The following is a 15,368-nucleotide window of genomic DNA, read 5'->3' on the forward strand; positions in this document are numbered from 1 at the left end:
TTTTTCTCCTTTATCTCTATTTTTGAAGAAAATGCTGTATTGTTCGCACCGTTTCTATCATGTGTGAAATAACAGCTATTAAATCATCAACATGGTCTTCTGTAATCGCTTTTTGAAATAGAACCTCTACCTTATTATGATATGAAATCGCTTGCTTATTATATTCGTATGAAACTTTCTGCATAATCATTCTTTCTTTTCCCCATATAGAACGCATTAAAGTTTCAATTTCTTCGCATCCTACTTCTGGTTGTTCTAACGGGAATGAAAATGCTAGCTTCATTTCACAACCTGGTGTAAACTGAGGCACTTCTAGTATTTCACCAGACAAGTTCTTTGCATCCACAGATAATGAAAATGTTGCTTCTACTAATGGTTCGAACGGTTCTGTTAATTGAAATGAGATATGATATATACGACTTAATGAGGCAAGGTCCATCATATCTTTTCGATCTGTTACAAGAATATCTCCATGTAGATCAAAATCATACACAGCACCTTCTACGATTACTTTTAAATTGTCAAAAGCAGTTGGATCAAACATAATTTCCTCCAAAAAACAGGCGCCTTTCGATGGAAAGGCGCCACTTGATGTATATATAGTTTACAGATAAACGAGATGAATTACAACCTTTTAGAATAAACCTACTGCTTTTCCATCTTCATTTACATCCATTTGAAGTGCTGCTGGTTGTTTTGGAAGACCTGGCATTGTTAACATTGTACCTGTTAACGCAACGATAAAACCTGCACCGATAGATGGTTTTAGCTCACGAATTGTAACGATAAAGTCGGATGGACGACCTAATTTCGTTGCATCGTCAGAAAGAGAGTATTGTGTTTTCGCCATACAAACTGGTAGGTTACTCCAACCTTCTCCTTCATATTGAGCTAATTGCTTACGTGCTTTCGGGGCAAATTCAATATCTTTTGCGCCATATACTTTTTGAGCAATTGTACGAATTTTTTCTTCTAATGGTAATTCTAATTCATAAAGTGGTGCGTAGTTGTTCTCACCTTTTTCGATTTCTTTTAGTACTTTTTCAGCAAGGTCAACTCCGCCTTGGCCACCCTTCTCCCAAACTTCTGTTAAGGATACTGCATAGCCACGCTCATTACACCACTCTTGTAAGTATGTAACTTCTGCATCTGTATCTGTAATGAATTTATTAATTGCAATTACGAAAGGCACACCGAAGCTTTGAATTGTTTCAACATGCTTCTGTAAGTTTTCCATACCTTTTGCTAATGCATCTACATTTTCTTCTTTTAATTGATCTTTTGCTACGCCGCCATGCATTTTAAGTGCACGAATAGTCGCAACAATAACAACTGCTTCTGGTTTGATACCAGCTGCACGAGCTTTAATATCTAAAAACTTCTCAGCGCCTAAATCAGCACCGAATCCAGCTTCTGTAATAACATAATCACCTAATTTTGCTGCCATTGTTGTAGCGATAACACTGTTACAACCGTGAGCGATATTCGCAAATGGTCCGCCATGAATGATAGCTGGTGTATTTTCTAATGTTTGTACTAAGTTTGGTTTTAATGCGTCTTTTAATAATAGCGTTAACGCACCTTCTACACCTAAATCTTTAACCGTTACAGGTTGATTTGCAAAGTTATAAGCAACTACGATGCGAGATAGACGCGCTTTTAAGTCTTGAATATCTGTTGCAAGGCAGAATACAGCCATAATTTCAGATGCGACTGTAATGTCAAAACCGTCTTCACGTGGTACACCTTGTACAGGTCCACCAAGACCAATTACTACGTTACGAAGGGCACGATCATTTAAGTCAACACAGCGTTTCCAAACAATTTTACGCGTATCAATTCCAAGTGTGTTTCCTTGTTGGATATGATTATCAATAAACGCTGCTAATGCGTTATTAGCAGTTGTGATCGCATGGATATCTCCAGTAAAGTGAAGGTTAATGTCTTCCATTGGTACGACTTGTGAAAAACCGCCACCTGCTGCTCCACCTTTTAATCCCATCGTCGGTCCAAGAGATGGTTCACGAAGTGCAATTACTGTTTTCTTACCAATTTTGTTAAAAGCTTGACCTAAACCAACTGTTACTGTTGATTTACCTTCTCCAGCTGGAGTTGGGTTAATTGCTGTTACTAAAACAACTTTACCGTCTTTCTCATCTTGTAAGCGCTTAAAAATATCAAGAGATAACTTACCTTTATAATGCCCGTATGGCTCTAATTCATCTTCTAAAATATTTAAATCAGCTGCAATTTCTTGAATCTTCTTCATACTCGCTTCTTGTGCGATTTCAATATCGGATTTCACTGTTGTAGTAGTTGTCATATACCCTAGTCCCCCTTTAATTGGTTCTGATGATATTGTATCAGTTTTTTGTATTTTCTGCACTTATTTACCTCCTAAAAATTCTTTCATTTCTTTATACGTTTTTTAACATAAATACCCATAAGAATGTTAACGATTGTTGTAACTCTGTAGGTAGTTGACCTAACATCTTCTCATTTACTCCGCGCTTATATACGCCGATGCCATCTATAACTTTAAAACCTTGTTCTTTCGCTAACTGTTCAAATTCCCAAGGCATCATCGTATTACAAACAACGTCTTTTCCATACAAGCGAGGATAACTGTTCTCTCGTGGCTTTGCTGTCGGTCCTAAAATTGCAATACATGCATATCCATCTTTCTTTAACACACGCTTTATTTCATTTAACGCTCGTAATGGCTCTTCCGTCCACTCTAAAGAATTAATTGCCATAATTGATTCAAATTGCTCATTTTCAAATGGTAATGCAGAAAGATCTCCTTTTATAAAAGATAAATTTGGTCCTTCTCCGCGCTCCTTACCTTTTTGAATCATCACTTCCGATAAATCTACTCCCACTGCTTTATAGCCTGCGCTACTTAATTTATATGTACCGTACCCATCACCACAACCAACATCGAGCACTTGTGCTTCTTTCTTTACGTATTGTTCAAAAAACGGAATAATTGTGCTCCTACTCCCGCTATCCCACATTTCCTGACTATTTTTATTCCAAAACTCCGCACTACTATCCCATTTCTTCTCTGCTGATTCATGCCAATTAAATGTTGTCATACATTCCCCTACCTTCACGTATTATCATTCATTTCATTCTACATCATTTTCCAAAATTCCTGTTTTATCCCGCTTGCAGTAAGACACCTACCTCAAAATTCAATGGATGAGGACCAGTTAATGGGAGAGAACTGCTCATAAAAATCCAATTGTTGCTGGCTGATAATCAGTCGTGATGGAAAAAATCCCGCACTTTATCTTCAATAGGAAATGGATATGTTAACGATGGAATACGTATTCTCCATTTTTTGCTTTACTTGGGTTTAACTCATACTCATGTTCTTACCTTTATGTAAGATACTATAGGTACACCCAATTGAAAGAGAGGGATGTACATGCGAAGAAAGAGAAATCATCATTTTAAAAGTGGTGAAAAAAACGAAGAGTATGCTGCTGAAATATCACCAGCTGGCATACCAATTAGACATAAGCGTAAAGAAATTGCAAATGAAATAGAAGGTACAAATACCGGCGCAATGGTAGGCTATGTCGCTTTATTTCTTTCGTTATTCTCCATTGCTTTTTATCCAGTTACGCTCGGCTCCCTAGCAATTTTAGTTGGCCTATTAGCTGTCAATTTCGGAGCAAGAACACTTGGATATACAGCAATTGGTTTTGGTAGTTTTTCTGTTTTATTTACTTTACTTTATCCGCTTGCTTTGTCAGCGTTTTAAAAAAACACACCAAGTTATACTTGGTGTGTTCATTCATGATACAACATAATATGACCGCATCCACAACAATGTTTCGCTGTAATTTCTTGAAACACTGGATAATTTTCTTCATCCCTATGCTCAATAAATACTTTTTCAAACCGATACATGTTTGGTGCATATGCCCAATCTTGTTTCGTACGTGCATATAATGTTGAGGAAAAAAACTCCTCACCACCGCAAACGATACATGTGTTCTTCATCGCTATCCCTCCTATGCTTGTCTTACTTCATCTATATGAACATAAGCATAAAAAAAAGACCTTCTATTACTAGAAAGTCTTCTCTGAAACAAAAAGAAATGTACCAAACATTCCTACTCCGCTATATTCTTTTGAAACACCAGCTTCTGTTTTAAATGTTTGCTTTACAGTCATAAAGAATACACCATTTCGTGCATCTGTACTTTCAAATTGTAGTTTTTCTTTTTTACCATCTACATTTTGCGTGCATTCAAAACTACTCTCATTACAATTCAACGCATACTTATCCTCTAAATACAAATTAAAATCAGATTCTTTCGGACAAGTAATAAGTAGTATCGCCACGAGAATAATACTTACAATACCCACAATTGTATAATATTTCTTCATTTTTTCTCCTTTCAAATGACAAGAAAACTTGACTTCATGCGCCAAGTTTTCTTAGTCAACAACCCATTGCCACTCTTGTTCTTTCTTATCAAAAATGAGCCAACCTGTTTCTGTTGCTTGTTCTTTCAATTCATCAATGTTATCTAGTACCTCATCCGTACTTTCATACGAACCAACTACATATACCGGAATTTCAAGACCTCTTCTTGACTCAATTTTTCCTGCTAGATCAATGTAAAGACCATCTTCCATTAGTGGAATAAGTCCCATAATCAATTCTTTTGAAATCGCTGGGAAAATTTTTGATTTTTGAAAGAAAGAAAAACGTTTCTTACCGAAAGCACCGAGTTTATACGGAATGACTTTACTTAACATTCCTACAAAATCGGCAATTCTACGATAATACACTTTGTTGTACCATCCGTCATCATGTGAAAAATAAACAAATCTATTTTTCAGTAACGGAAAGAATGTTCTTGCAAGTGGTTCTTTTTTGTGAGCCAAATATAATAATTCTGCAATTTCTTTCGGCTCTAATTCATCTAAATCGCTTGCATCATCAAAATCTACCCAACAAAATTCATCAAATTCATCAATCTCTGCTTGAATTAACTTATGTATATTTTCTTCCTCAACATATTCAAATAAAGTATGATAATGAAAATCCGTCCATTCAAAGTTGTGCTTCAAAAGCAACACTTGATGAAGCGGTGAAGGGATGTTACTCGCAAACTCTTTAAACGTAATTCCTGATGTAATAAAACAATGACCTCGACGATTACCATTAATATATATCATATTCTTTACTTGGTCAGATCCTCCAGACAAAGCACCTAGCCACCTTCGTTTTATATGTTTCAATTCTATAGCATATTTTAACATGAAAAATTTTAGAAACATAGAAAAAACTTCAAAAACTATTTACAATTTCATGTGTTTTATTACATAGTGATTACAAGAAAAAACGCCTGCTCATAAGCAGGCGTTTTTAAAGGATTTCATCAGGGTTTTGAGGATGATGATTTCCCTCTTTCTTTTCTTCTTTTTGGAACATCGATTGAATTTTATCAATTGTTTGTGGAGCTAATTCAATCATTTTTTCTGCTAAATGTGTCGCATTTTGTAAATGAAGAATATTTACTCCATCTTTATTCACCACAAGAAATGCTACTGGTGTAATAGAAACACCACCCGCGCTACCGCCACCAAATGCAGGGTTACCGTTCGCTCTTTGTCCATCATTCGTTTGGAAATCAGAACCTCCTGCTCCAAAACCGAACGCTACTTTAGAAACCGTTAACACCACACCACCGTCAGCCGTTTGAACAGGCTCTCCAACAATCGTATTTACATCAACCATTTCTTTTAAATTTTCCATTGCTGCTTTCATTAACCCTTGAATTGGATGATCCACCGTTCATAACCTCCTTTGTCATATCTTTCCTAGTTTTTCCGAAAGTTTGTGAACTAAACATAAAATTTTATATTGATTTCAAAAAACTTAAGTTGTAATATTTAGAAAAAATAAAAAAGAGGTCGATTCGTTATGATGCGAAAATTAACAAAGAAAGATCATGAACAAGTATTCGCTTACCTAAAAGAAGAAGCAGCCATTAACTTGTTTATTATTGGAGATATTGAAGCTTTCGGTTATGACACAGATTTTCAAGAATTATGGGGAGTATTTAAAGAGAATGGGGCATTAAAATCAATTCTACTCCGATTCCACGATTCATTTATACCATATAGTAAAGAAGACTTTGTTACCATTGATTATGAGGCACTTCTTTCCGCATATAAACCGCTTAAACTCTCTGGCAAGTCAACTATTGTAGAAAGGTTTGAAACTTCTCCAAGTCTACAATTAGGCGCCAAAAATGAAATGTATTTTTGCGAATGTCTAAATGACAACAACTTACCTAGCACGCCTATCCAAGAAACAATTAAACTTGCCACACTAGATGATGTAGAGCGAATTATGCAATTAAGAAGTGACATCGCTGAATTTCCGACTACTAATGAATCAGAGAAAATATTAAGGCAGGCTATCGAAACAAATACAGGACGTACATATTATATTGAAAAAGACGGTGCAATCATCGCATCCGCCTCTACTTCCGCTGAAAATTCATTATCTGCTATGGTAGTTGGTGTATGTACACACCCGAATTATCGCGGAAATGGCTACGCTTCACTCATATTACAAAAAATGATTCAAGACTTTACGAAAGAAGGCCGAACACTTTGTTTATTTTATAACAATCCAGCTGCTGGACGAATTTATAAACGACTAGGGTTTAAAGACATTGGGATGTGGACGATGTATCGATAATAATGCATAATACACGCAGGAGAGGCTGCCTATTATAAGTAGCCTCTTCTTAACTAATATCTATTCACATGTACTCCGCTTGCCGTTACTATATGATATACTACGCATTTACTTGTTAACGCTTGTTAATTTTTATAACATAAAAAAACAATTTAAATCTTTTATCTTTTCAACTGAACCAATTAGGAACGCTTTATCGTTATTCTCTTTTCTTATTTAGATATATTTTTCGACTTGCTACTGAAATTTTCTAATAAATAGGAAATTCCAATACCTACTCCACCAATAATTAGAGCAACAATAGCTGTTAAAACCTTTTTTCCCATTGGCTATAGAAAGAAGAAGGAAGAAAAAATAGCACTGCGGTAAAAGTACACATTAAAATACGCCCTTGTTTAAACATGCTTGATTGCTCCTTTTTTCTTTTTCAGATAAAACTATAAGCATAACGTTAAAAGAGGCAACCAGTAGGTCACCTCCCAAGTAAAACGATTAATAATACACGTTACATATTTTCAGCTGTTATTCCATACAATCTATCTCTATTTTGCCCTCTTCTTTTTTCGATTTTTAAATATAATCTCTAACGCTACTACTGTGGTGAATCCTACAGTTAGTTGTAAACCTGTAAACAGCAGTTTATCATTTAAAGGAATACCAGGTGCACTCCACAGCAGCACTGGAGGAACAAGTATGCCAATGATTACTATAGTTCTCATTATCTTTCCCATTTTGTTTCCCCTATCGTATTTTTAAAATCAATATGTATTTTTCAATATTTTTACAATTCTACTAATCTCTCACGTAAAATTAATTCACTCTCATTCAAATACCCTCTATGTATTTCCTCTACAATCTTATCATGATTAAAGCATAACACTTTTTCATCGCCTAAATAACCAACCGGATAAAAAACCCCTACGTAATCAAAATCAAGTTTATCTGCTGAAATGACCATTCTTCCAATAATCATAACAGGTTGGTTTAGATCTTTTAGCTTCACAACTGAACCAATCGGGAAAAGCTCCATCGTCATTCTCCGTTCTTTTTAGATATATTCGACTTGTTACTCAAAATTTCTAATAGATAGGAAATTCCAATACCTATTCCACCAATAATCAATGCTGCAATAGCTGTTAAAAACCTTTTTTCCATTGGCTGCGGAAAAAAGAATGAAGAAAAAAATAAAACCGCGGTAAAAATATACATCAAAATACGTCCTTGTTTAAACATGTGTGATTACTCCTTTTTTTCAGGTTTCAAGAAAAAACCTCCTCCAAAACCTTCGTATGATGCATAAAAACCTTTCTCTTGACCCATGTGAAGCTTATACCCATAAGTCCCTACTCCCAATTCTAAGCGGATTGTTATATCGTGATCACTGAAATACGGAAGAATATCCGGAACATCAATTTTCTCTAAAAGCAATTCATACTTGCGCGAACTATATTCCGCACCTACCTTGGCTGTATACTCATCATAACCTACAATACTACTAAAATCGTGCATTTTTTGAGTTACAGTTATATCTTCCATATAAGGAATATCCGTTCGTAAAGTTTATTAGTACCAAGTGCACATACCCCTAAAATAAGAACACCTATAATAAAACCAATCTTTTTAGGTAATTCATAAGGAGACATAATAGCGACTACAAGTAATATAGCAATTGCAACATATGTAATATATTTTCCGGCCTTAAATGATTGCATATTAATATGCCCCTCTCTTAATCCTTCAATTTATTAGTATCACCTATCCTATAACCATCTCTAACGTATAATCCCGTTTCTTTTCCTAATTAATAGTGGATTATCCCTATCCTTTTTCAAACTTTATTATTGTTTAAATTTGTTATGTATTCGTCCTACCACTTTATTCGCCCCTAAGGAAATAGCTCCTAAAATTAAAACAAAAATAATAAGAGCCATCTTTTTAAGTAGGCTATATGGCAATAACATAGCAAATATAAGAAGTATCGCAACTGCAACATATGTAATATATTTTCTCACTTTGATTGGATCCATTTCAACTTTCCTCCCTATCTTACTACTCATTATCCGTCCTCTCAAATTTTACAAATCTACACCTTTGGGCTTTACTACTGTTCCCACTTATAAAAGCTTCATTGTCATTCCCTTTTACCTTTTTCATTCCAATAAATCCCATTGTATATATAAATCCAATTGCTAATCCGCCAAAAACAAGTACAAAAAGAAATTAAGTATACGAGCTTCTAATGACTGTGGAAAAAATAATGAGAGTAATGCAATTATAGGTACTGTTATTAAATATATAGTTCTCATTCGCTTGAAAGGTCGCATTTAGTTACTCCTTTTTCTATTGAATTTCTCCATAAGATTTATAACAAATGTGTTCCATACTAGAGAAAATCCAGTAAATATAAGAACAGCTAGTGAAATAACAATTTTACCTTTCCACATTTATCCATTTATCATAACTAGTGTGATTAATAGTGCTGCAGCCGCACATATTACTATTTGTGTAACTTTGCGCATAGTAATCCTCCCCTTACACATCTTTATCATCAAATTTTTCTCACTTCTTTCATTAAAACTCCTTTCTCAAGTTCCTCCGACTCAATCAAAATTGCCATCAACCCCTTTTCCGTACTTATCTCATGAAATTCGCCCCTCTCCCAAAATACAGCTTTTCCCGCTTCCACCTTTGCTTTTTCTTTATCCGTTCCGCATACATACCCTTCTCCATTAACAATAAGAAGCAGTTGAGATACAACTGCTTCATGACATCCGATTATTCCATTGGCTTGTAAATGCATAGCACCGATATGTACATTTCCTTGATGGTTTACTATTTTCGACATTATGAAATTAGATTGAAATACTGATATGTGCTTTCCTACTTTTTCACTACAATCAAAAATTTTCATTGCTAGTCCTCCTTATACGTATAAAACCATCCTTACTGTCTGCATCATATGTCCTTCAAAGTCTTCTTCAAATTGCTCTAATTCAGCAAAACCTTTCGCTTCATAAAAGCGTTTTCCTTTTTCATTTGCTGCTTCTACATGTATGTACAATTTACGTATCCCATTTAATTCCTTAATCCCTCTTTGTAATAAAGCACTTCCGATCCCTTTTCCTTGCTGATCTGGTAACAAATAAATCGCACCTAATTCCGCTTCATTTTGTAGTCTAACAGGTGAAAAGTTAGCAAATCCTATTACTTCTCCCTCTTCTTCCGCAACGAATAAATGTGTATTTTTAAGACGATATTTCATTTTTTCATCAGAATATGCCTCGTCTAAAAAACTGTCTTGAATTTCTCTTGGAATAATGCCTTCATATGTATCATGCCAAGCTATTTTTGCTACTGATTGTACAGCGTGAATGTCTTCTTGCTTCATTTCTCTAATTATATATGTCATCTCGATGTCTCCATTCTCTTTAAATTACATTCTGCTAATATACTAGAAGAAACGGCAGAACCATTTTCATAATTCACCTTAATTAATTTTAACTTTTCAATCGAGGCTGTTGTAACATCAAAATTCTCATATATATACTCCATCGCACTTAAAAACTGAGTTGAATTCAAATGATTCGCAATCGTACAATGCGGAACCCATTTTCCCGGTACGTAATATGAATTTGGATTGTCATGAAAATTTTTAAAATAATCATGATAAGAATGATGAAGTTTTAACAATTCATCGGTAACAGTCGGAGCTAGAAAAATCGTACCGTTAGTAGGAAAAGTTCCAACAGAAGGAAAAGTGACTGCAGACATACTTTCTTGAATAGCTACAAATTCCTTTAATTTTTCAATAAACAAATTAACATCTAACTCATTATAATCCGCAATCGTAATATGAGGTTCTACTCCAGCTAATTGATTTGTTCCCATTATATTCGTTAATTCATTTTGCAGTTCTGTAATTTTATTAGTAAATACACGATCAAATGTAGCAATAATAGCGTACAATCTTTCTCACCCCTTCGTTACACATAGTGCTTCCCATTCTTCACGAATCATTCCCATTCGAATAGAATCATAGTATGTTCCGTTATAATAACGACACTTTCGCATTCTACCTTCTAAGCTCATTCCTATTTTCTCCGCTACTTTCATCATTCGTTCATTGCCAGACCAAGTCGTGATTCCTACTCTACCAATCTCCATTTTTTCAAATAGCAAATCTCTATATAATGTCAATGTTTCTGTACCGTATCCACCATTCCAGTATGTTGGGTCATAAATCACAAGCCCCATCTCTAACCAACGCGTCGGTTTATATTCCCAATAAAACCCGACTGTCCCAATGATTTGACCGTTATTTTCTATAATTAAATTTGACAGTGGTTCTTCTTTCAAACGAGTTTGCATCTTCTCTTTATAGGAGGAGTATTCTTGCATTGAGAACGGGAAATATGGCGCATCCCATTTCTTCCATTCTGGGCTTTCTTCTTTAAATATGATATTCCATAATGTTTCTATATCCGATTCTTCTATTGTACGAATTGTAACTTTCTTCCCCTTTAATACAACGTTTTGCATAATTCCCTCCTGCATTCACCTTTATTTCATATATAATTATAATGTTTTTTCAGAAAAATCAAAACTAATATCGTATATTATATTGTATAATTTTGTTATAAGATACCAATTATTGATTTAGAAAGCTGGTGATTCAATGAATAATCAATTTAGTATTGCTTTATTTCTCACTATTATTACGACAAATATTATTCTATATTTCTTCTTACCATCAAATATTGTTACAAAATGGGACTTCAATGGAACGCCTACATCAACAATGGATAAAAGCACTTTTGTAATCGTAAATATAATTATATGTTTCTTCTTATTCTTTGTATTTTTAGCTTTATCTAAAGCAGTGAGTAACCAGAAATTTCTCCATTGGATCGGCAACACAATGTTATTATTCTTATTTTTTGTCGATATTGTCATTGCCCTCATCGCTCTTGGCTTTTCACTTCCTCTTGATCATTTCATATTTTTAGCATTAGGGCTTTTATTTATATTAATAGGTTATTTCAGTTCCAAAATTGATACGACTAAATCAACCGTTTCATTAGAATGGAATGATAAGCACCTCGAAAAAAGAGCTTCAAATATTAGTAGTATTTCAATGATGATAGCAGGGATTTTTTTAGCGATACTTCCTTTTAGCGTTTCTGCTCCCTATAGAGGTTATGGCATACTAGCAATTCTTTTAGGAATGACGCTTATCATTCTACCGAGTACGATTTATTTACTTATTAAAGACAGCAGGCAGTCCACTAATTTAAAAGGTTAATTGAAGTACGAAGGCGCAAAATAGGCAATAAAAAATAGGAGGTTACATCCCTCCTATTTCAGCTCAAGCAAAATGCCTTTCTCTATCCACCCCTCTACACCATCTTTTTTAATTAAATCATATCCTGAACAACTACCATCAATGAGAGAAACGATATCTCCTTTTCTAACGCTTATTTGCGCACAAGAAATATCAGTTTTCACTGTATATTCACCTGACTCAAGTTGTTTCATGTATTCATTTTTTACAGTGAGTAATTTATTTGTTTCCTTTTGCTTACATATTGTGTAATCTTGCATCTTCTCGATAGGCTCTATGTAATAATACGGATATGTCACTCCGCCCTGCATTTCTGAATTCGCATTAAAATCCGCTATTACTTCATACTCTGGAAAATAGTCTACATATGTATAAGAAAACGTATCGCCCGTTTGTTTCCTCTGAATGATAAATGCATTTAATTGTCCTGCTTCTTTAATTGCATTTCCTCCATCAATTGCAATAATTTTTTTCTCCTTATCAATAACTGGATTGTTAGATGGTGCTTCTTCAGAATAGTTCACGACAGGCCAATGACCAACTATTACATACTTATTTGCTTTATGTGATTTATTAAAAAACTCTGGCATTGCTATCGCATTTTTGCGCTCTGTTTCTTTCCAATCTACTCTATCTTCTAGCCCGGCATGCACAAAAATATAATCTTCTGTTTCAATCGCTGTTGGCAACTCCGTTAGCCAATATAGTTCTTGTGAAAATTCACTTAGCAATGCTTCTCTCACTTCACGAATTGAAGTGCCTTCATGAACTGAAAAATCCAATTGCTCTAGCCATTCATTAAAAATCGAATGCTTTCTCGTACATAAATAATTAATAAGACGAGGATTTTCATTTAGAAGAGCATCAACTAAAACTTCACAATTTCCTTCAACAACGTGAACATTTGAATTGTTCTTTACAAGATTCATAACGTAGTTTACTACACCTACGCTATCTCGTCCTTTCTCGCAAAGATCTCCATTAATAATTAAATAATCTTCATCTTTAAAGTTAACTTTATATAGTGCTTCTTTTAAAAGATTTAATTCTCCATGAATATCAGATATGACGATAACTCTAGCATCATTAGGGATTGATAGTTTCTTTATTTTCTTCAAGTATAAGCGCTCCAATCATTCTCTTTATTAAATTAAAACAATTCGACAAAATACACTATATAACCTTTTCAAATACATATACCATAACTTACAACCTATTTACCGTTCAATAATAACTTAATAAATAAGAAGAGGCTGTTCCCAACTTTTGCGGGACAGCTTCTTCTTATTATTTATAATTCTTTATGAAAAGAATAACTCACCTTATCATACCCTTCTCTTTCATAAAAACGATGCGCATCAATTCTTGCAAATGCTGATGTGAGGACGATAGATTCACATCCGTTTTCCTTTCCCCAGTTCTCTATATACGAAAGGAATACATTTCCATGTCCTTTTGAACGATGTGTGTCTGCTGTTACAAGGTCATATACGAAAACGTGCTTCTTATTATAAAAATTCGTACAAATCGCTACACCTGCAAGGCTAACAACTTCATCCTCCTCATTACGCAGCGAAAATAATTTATAATTTTCTTCTTTCATATTTCGAAATAAAGAGCTTGTTTCCTCTTTTGAAAGTTTCGTTCTTAATTGCTGTAAAACAGGTAATACTTCATGTAATTGATCTTCCGTTACTACTTCTTTAACATTCATTTTTAACTCTCCCTAACTATTTATTTAATTTTCTAAATGTTATATCATTATTATAGAAAGTAACTGCCCTTTACTTAAGTGACAGTTTAAGTATTTTTTATAAGGCCAGTTTTAAAGGAGCGTTTTATATGGATTTTACTATCCCATTGCAATTACAAAGTAACACACCTATTTACTTGCAAATTTACGAATATATTAAAGCTGAAATTATACAAGGGACTATTTCTGTCGGCACACGTCTACCCTCACACAGAAATTTAGCATCACAACTTAATATTAGCCGCATTACTGTTGAATCAGCTTATCAACAATTATTAGCTGAAGGTTATGTAGAAAGTAAACCGAAACGGGGTATTTTTGTAGCAAATTTCGATATTGACGTTATCCCAAATAAAAAACGAGATGCAGCAATGAAGACGAGCAATTTAATAGACGAAAAATTCGAATATGATTGTAGCCAAGGGCTTATTGATCAAAATACATTTCCGATTACAAATTGGAAACGAGCATTACAAGAATCCATTCTTAAATACGAAAATGCACTATTTGCCAAAGAAGACCCTCAAGGTGAATTCGCTCTTCGAGAGCATATATCAACATATTTATATCATTCTCGCGGTGTACATTCTTCACCTGATCAAATTGTGATCGGTGCCGGAACGCAGCCACTTCTCTGGCTACTACTTCAACTGCTTGGCCCTACAAAAGAATACGGCATTGAAAACCCTGGATTTCACCGTATACACGCAATCATTAAAAGCTGTGATAGACAAATTCATCCCATACCATTGGATGAAAAAGGTATTGATATTTCTAGCTTATATAATACAAATGCCAATGTCGCATACGTTACACCATCACATCAATTTCCACTCGGGATTATTATGCCTTTATCTAGAAGATTAGAATTGTTAAAGTGGGCTACTGATTGCAGCGGATACATTATTGAAGATGACTATGACGGTGAGTTTCGCTACGCTGGTAAGCCGATTCCTTCTTTGCAAAGTCTTGATTCAAATGAACGCGTTATTTATATGGGGACTTTCTCAAAATCTTTTTTACCTTCTTTACGAATGGGATATGTTGTTTTAGCACCACATCTTTTAAAAACATATCAAGAACTGCATGGAATTTTTAAACAAACAGTCGCTACAATACAACAACTTGCTTTTGCTAACTTTATACAAAGCGGGAATTGGGAACGTCATCTTAACCGGAGTCGTACACTATATAAAAGAAAACATCATGCGTTAGTAAAATCCATTATGAAAGAAATGGGGGCTAATGTTCAAATTCTTGGCGAACAGTCCGGACTTCATATTGTTTTATGTGTCCATAACAGTATGAATGAAAACGAACTGATTGAATCCGCTAAAAAACAAAGCGTTAAATTATACCCGCTTTCTCCATATGATTTCGTAAATGATTTACGTAAGGAATCATACGTATTACTCGGTTTTGGTAGCATTCCAGAAAATAAAATTGAAACGTTGGCTATATTATTGAAAAACGCTTGGTTCCCTATTTGCAAGGAAACTTGTTAACAGTGGGTTTAACTTGTAACATACTAACAATTC

General features: G+C 34.4%; 23 protein-coding genes and 3 pseudogenes. 4 read left to right on the forward strand and 22 right to left on the reverse strand.

Annotated elements, in window-relative coordinates; all coding sequences use genetic code 11:
• Positions 1 to 16 precede the first annotated feature (16 nt).
• The 3 genes from DN400_RS24040 to DN400_RS24050 all read right to left on the reverse strand — a co-directional run bounded on the left by DN400_RS24040 (position 17) and on the right by DN400_RS24050 (position 3,098).
• Complete coding sequence (locus DN400_RS24040; RefSeq protein ID WP_000460216.1) at positions 17 to 544, reverse strand: hypothetical protein; 528 nt, start codon at positions 542 to 544, stop codon at positions 17 to 19.
• A gap of 90 nt (positions 545 to 634) precedes the next feature.
• Entirely contained in the window at positions 635 to 2,323 is a 1,689-nt protein-coding gene (locus DN400_RS24045) for a formate--tetrahydrofolate ligase (protein ID WP_014482011.1), read from the reverse strand.
• A 94-nt stretch (positions 2,324 to 2,417) separates the two neighbouring features.
• On the reverse strand, positions 2,418 to 3,098 hold the full coding sequence (locus DN400_RS24050) for a class I SAM-dependent methyltransferase (protein ID WP_000206577.1): 681 nt from the start codon (positions 3,096 to 3,098) through the stop codon (positions 2,418 to 2,420).
• 335 nt (positions 3,099 to 3,433) lie between these two features.
• Here DN400_RS24050 and DN400_RS24055 point away from each other — a divergent pair, with 335 nt between their 5' ends.
• Positions 3,434 to 3,772 (forward strand): hypothetical protein, encoded by a 339-nt coding sequence (locus DN400_RS24055; RefSeq protein WP_001253201.1) that lies wholly within the window; start codon positions 3,434 to 3,436, stop codon positions 3,770 to 3,772.
• A gap of 29 nt (positions 3,773 to 3,801) precedes the next feature.
• Here DN400_RS24055 and DN400_RS24060 read toward each other — a convergent pair whose 3' ends face one another.
• From DN400_RS24060 to ytfJ, 4 genes are all read right to left on the reverse strand, one after another.
• Positions 3,802 to 4,014 carry a hypothetical protein gene (locus tag DN400_RS24060; protein WP_000798747.1) on the reverse strand — a complete coding sequence of 71 codons (213 nt, stop codon included), beginning with the start codon at positions 4,012 to 4,014 and terminating at the stop codon, positions 3,802 to 3,804.
• Positions 4,015 to 4,083: 69 nt separating this feature from the next.
• On the reverse strand, positions 4,084 to 4,404 hold the full coding sequence (locus DN400_RS24065) for a hypothetical protein (protein WP_000761185.1): 321 nt from the start codon (positions 4,402 to 4,404) through the stop codon (positions 4,084 to 4,086).
• Between the two features lie 51 nt (positions 4,405 to 4,455).
• Positions 4,456 to 5,232: a hypothetical protein gene (locus DN400_RS24070; protein ID WP_000014088.1), complete on the reverse strand. Its 777-nt coding sequence runs from the start codon at positions 5,230 to 5,232 to the stop codon at positions 4,456 to 4,458.
• Between the two features lie 160 nt (positions 5,233 to 5,392).
• Positions 5,393 to 5,818 (reverse strand): GerW family sporulation protein, encoded by a 426-nt coding sequence (ytfJ, locus tag DN400_RS24075; RefSeq protein WP_000349991.1) that lies wholly within the window; start codon positions 5,816 to 5,818, stop codon positions 5,393 to 5,395.
• A gap of 132 nt (positions 5,819 to 5,950) precedes the next feature.
• Between ytfJ and DN400_RS24080 the strand changes: the two genes are divergently transcribed.
• Positions 5,951 to 6,736, forward strand: a complete 786-nt coding sequence (locus DN400_RS24080; RefSeq protein ID WP_147801977.1) for a GNAT family N-acetyltransferase — start codon at positions 5,951 to 5,953, stop codon at positions 6,734 to 6,736.
• A 212-nt stretch (positions 6,737 to 6,948) separates the two neighbouring features.
• Here the strand turns inward: DN400_RS24080 and DN400_RS30185 are convergent.
• The 13 genes and pseudogenes from DN400_RS30185 to DN400_RS24130 all read right to left on the reverse strand — a co-directional run bounded on the left by DN400_RS30185 (position 6,949) and on the right by DN400_RS24130 (position 11,275).
• Positions 6,949 to 7,139 (reverse strand): annotated as a pseudogene (locus DN400_RS30185) (hypothetical protein).
• Positions 7,140 to 7,278: 139 nt separating this feature from the next.
• A complete protein-coding gene (locus tag DN400_RS24085; protein ID WP_000516417.1) occupies positions 7,279 to 7,467 on the reverse strand; it encodes a hypothetical protein in 189 nt (62 codons plus the stop codon).
• Positions 7,468 to 7,517: 50 nt separating this feature from the next.
• Positions 7,518 to 7,766 carry a DUF4176 domain-containing protein gene (locus tag DN400_RS24090; RefSeq protein ID WP_147801978.1) on the reverse strand — a complete coding sequence of 83 codons (249 nt, stop codon included), beginning with the start codon at positions 7,764 to 7,766 and terminating at the stop codon, positions 7,518 to 7,520.
• A gap of 2 nt (positions 7,767 to 7,768) precedes the next feature.
• Positions 7,769 to 7,969 (reverse strand): hypothetical protein, encoded by a 201-nt coding sequence (locus DN400_RS24095; protein ID WP_000476183.1) that lies wholly within the window; start codon positions 7,967 to 7,969, stop codon positions 7,769 to 7,771.
• A 6-nt stretch (positions 7,970 to 7,975) separates the two neighbouring features.
• On the reverse strand, positions 7,976 to 8,272 hold the full coding sequence (locus tag DN400_RS24100; protein ID WP_147801979.1) for a hypothetical protein: 297 nt from the start codon (positions 8,270 to 8,272) through the stop codon (positions 7,976 to 7,978).
• Complete coding sequence (locus DN400_RS24105) at positions 8,260 to 8,448, reverse strand: hypothetical protein (RefSeq protein ID WP_003270359.1); 189 nt, start codon at positions 8,446 to 8,448, stop codon at positions 8,260 to 8,262. The genes DN400_RS24100 and DN400_RS24105 overlap by 13 nt, the downstream gene beginning before the upstream one ends.
• A gap of 126 nt (positions 8,449 to 8,574) precedes the next feature.
• Positions 8,575 to 8,763, reverse strand: a complete 189-nt coding sequence (locus DN400_RS24110; protein WP_095691570.1) for a hypothetical protein — start codon at positions 8,761 to 8,763, stop codon at positions 8,575 to 8,577.
• A gap of 112 nt (positions 8,764 to 8,875) precedes the next feature.
• Positions 8,876 to 9,060, reverse strand: a pseudogene (locus DN400_RS30345) (hypothetical protein); the annotation flags it as partial.
• Positions 9,061 to 9,255: pseudogene (locus tag DN400_RS30040) on the reverse strand (hypothetical protein).
• 29 nt (positions 9,256 to 9,284) lie between these two features.
• The gene (locus tag DN400_RS24115; RefSeq protein WP_147801980.1) at positions 9,285 to 9,647 is read right to left on the reverse strand and encodes a cupin; all 363 of its coding nucleotides are present in this window, start codon (positions 9,645 to 9,647) and stop codon (positions 9,285 to 9,287) included.
• 12 nt (positions 9,648 to 9,659) lie between these two features.
• Positions 9,660 to 10,145 (reverse strand): GNAT family N-acetyltransferase, encoded by a 486-nt coding sequence (locus DN400_RS24120; RefSeq protein WP_000221051.1) that lies wholly within the window; start codon positions 10,143 to 10,145, stop codon positions 9,660 to 9,662.
• Entirely contained in the window at positions 10,142 to 10,702 is a 561-nt protein-coding gene (locus DN400_RS24125) for a 2'-5' RNA ligase family protein (RefSeq protein ID WP_071714382.1), read from the reverse strand. Before DN400_RS24125 ends, DN400_RS24120 begins: the two co-directional genes overlap by 4 nt.
• 6 nt (positions 10,703 to 10,708) lie before the next feature.
• Positions 10,709 to 11,275, reverse strand: coding sequence for a GNAT family N-acetyltransferase (locus tag DN400_RS24130; RefSeq protein WP_098355777.1), 567 nt, complete (start codon positions 11,273 to 11,275; stop codon positions 10,709 to 10,711).
• A gap of 136 nt (positions 11,276 to 11,411) precedes the next feature.
• Here DN400_RS24130 and DN400_RS24135 point away from each other — a divergent pair, with 136 nt between their 5' ends.
• Positions 11,412 to 12,038 carry a DUF1648 domain-containing protein gene (locus DN400_RS24135; protein WP_001064609.1) on the forward strand — a complete coding sequence of 209 codons (627 nt, stop codon included), beginning with the start codon at positions 11,412 to 11,414 and terminating at the stop codon, positions 12,036 to 12,038.
• 53 nt (positions 12,039 to 12,091) lie between these two features.
• Here DN400_RS24135 and DN400_RS24140 read toward each other — a convergent pair whose 3' ends face one another.
• Both DN400_RS24140 and DN400_RS24145 read right to left on the reverse strand, forming a co-directional pair.
• Entirely contained in the window at positions 12,092 to 13,195 is a 1,104-nt protein-coding gene (locus DN400_RS24140) for a metallophosphoesterase (RefSeq protein WP_147801981.1), read from the reverse strand.
• Positions 13,196 to 13,368: 173 nt separating this feature from the next.
• Complete coding sequence (locus DN400_RS24145; protein ID WP_147801982.1) at positions 13,369 to 13,791, reverse strand: GNAT family N-acetyltransferase; 423 nt, start codon at positions 13,789 to 13,791, stop codon at positions 13,369 to 13,371.
• A 128-nt stretch (positions 13,792 to 13,919) separates the two neighbouring features.
• Here DN400_RS24145 and pdxR point away from each other — a divergent pair, with 128 nt between their 5' ends.
• Complete coding sequence (pdxR, locus tag DN400_RS24150; RefSeq protein ID WP_147801983.1) at positions 13,920 to 15,335, forward strand: MocR-like pyridoxine biosynthesis transcription factor PdxR; 1,416 nt, start codon at positions 13,920 to 13,922, stop codon at positions 15,333 to 15,335.
• Positions 15,336 to 15,368 lie beyond the last annotated feature (33 nt).

The sequence above is a fragment of the Bacillus sp. AR8-1 genome, assembly GCF_008042345.1.
GTDB lineage: Bacteria > Bacillota > Bacilli > Bacillales > Bacillaceae_G > Bacillus_A > Bacillus_A cereus.

Bases quoted from the DNA above. Each gene is read 5' to 3' on its own strand.
- DN400_RS24130 (WP_098355777.1), bottom strand. From the start codon at position 11,275: ATGCAAAACGTTGTATTAAAGGGGAAGAAAGTTACAATTCGTACAATA.
- DN400_RS24040 (WP_000460216.1), bottom strand. From the start codon at position 544: ATGTTTGATCCAACTGCTTTTGACAATTTAAAAGTAATCGTAGAAGGT.
- DN400_RS24055 (WP_001253201.1), top strand. From the start codon at position 3,434: ATGCGAAGAAAGAGAAATCATCATTTTAAAAGTGGTGAAAAAAACGAA.
- DN400_RS24085 (WP_000516417.1), bottom strand. From the start codon at position 7,467: ATGGGAAAGATAATGAGAACTATAGTAATCATTGGCATACTTGTTCCT.
- DN400_RS24110 (WP_095691570.1), bottom strand. From the start codon at position 8,763: ATGGATCCAATCAAAGTGAGAAAATATATTACATATGTTGCAGTTGCG.
- DN400_RS24090 (WP_147801978.1), bottom strand. From the start codon at position 7,766: ATGGAGCTTTTCCCGATTGGTTCAGTTGTGAAGCTAAAAGATCTAAAC.
- DN400_RS24105 (WP_003270359.1), bottom strand. From the start codon at position 8,448: ATGCAATCATTTAAGGCCGGAAAATATATTACATATGTTGCAATTGCT.
- DN400_RS24095 (WP_000476183.1), bottom strand. From the start codon at position 7,969: ATGTTTAAACAAGGACGTATTTTGATGTATATTTTTACCGCGGTTTTA.
- DN400_RS24135 (WP_001064609.1), top strand. From the start codon at position 11,412: ATGAATAATCAATTTAGTATTGCTTTATTTCTCACTATTATTACGACA.
- pdxR (WP_147801983.1), top strand. From the start codon at position 13,920: ATGGATTTTACTATCCCATTGCAATTACAAAGTAACACACCTATTTAC.
- DN400_RS24115 (WP_147801980.1), bottom strand. From the start codon at position 9,647: ATGAAAATTTTTGATTGTAGTGAAAAAGTAGGAAAGCACATATCAGTA.
- DN400_RS24080 (WP_147801977.1), top strand. From the start codon at position 5,951: ATGATGCGAAAATTAACAAAGAAAGATCATGAACAAGTATTCGCTTAC.
- DN400_RS24120 (WP_000221051.1), bottom strand. From the start codon at position 10,145: ATGACATATATAATTAGAGAAATGAAGCAAGAAGACATTCACGCTGTA.
- DN400_RS24050 (WP_000206577.1), bottom strand. From the start codon at position 3,098: ATGACAACATTTAATTGGCATGAATCAGCAGAGAAGAAATGGGATAGT.
- DN400_RS24145 (WP_147801982.1), bottom strand. From the start codon at position 13,791: ATGAATGTTAAAGAAGTAGTAACGGAAGATCAATTACATGAAGTATTA.
- DN400_RS24100 (WP_147801979.1), bottom strand. From the start codon at position 8,272: ATGGAAGATATAACTGTAACTCAAAAAATGCACGATTTTAGTAGTATT.
- DN400_RS24060 (WP_000798747.1), bottom strand. From the start codon at position 4,014: ATGAAGAACACATGTATCGTTTGCGGTGGTGAGGAGTTTTTTTCCTCA.
- DN400_RS24045 (WP_014482011.1), bottom strand. From the start codon at position 2,323: ATGACAACTACTACAACAGTGAAATCCGATATTGAAATCGCACAAGAA.
- DN400_RS24065 (WP_000761185.1), bottom strand. From the start codon at position 4,404: ATGAAGAAATATTATACAATTGTGGGTATTGTAAGTATTATTCTCGTG.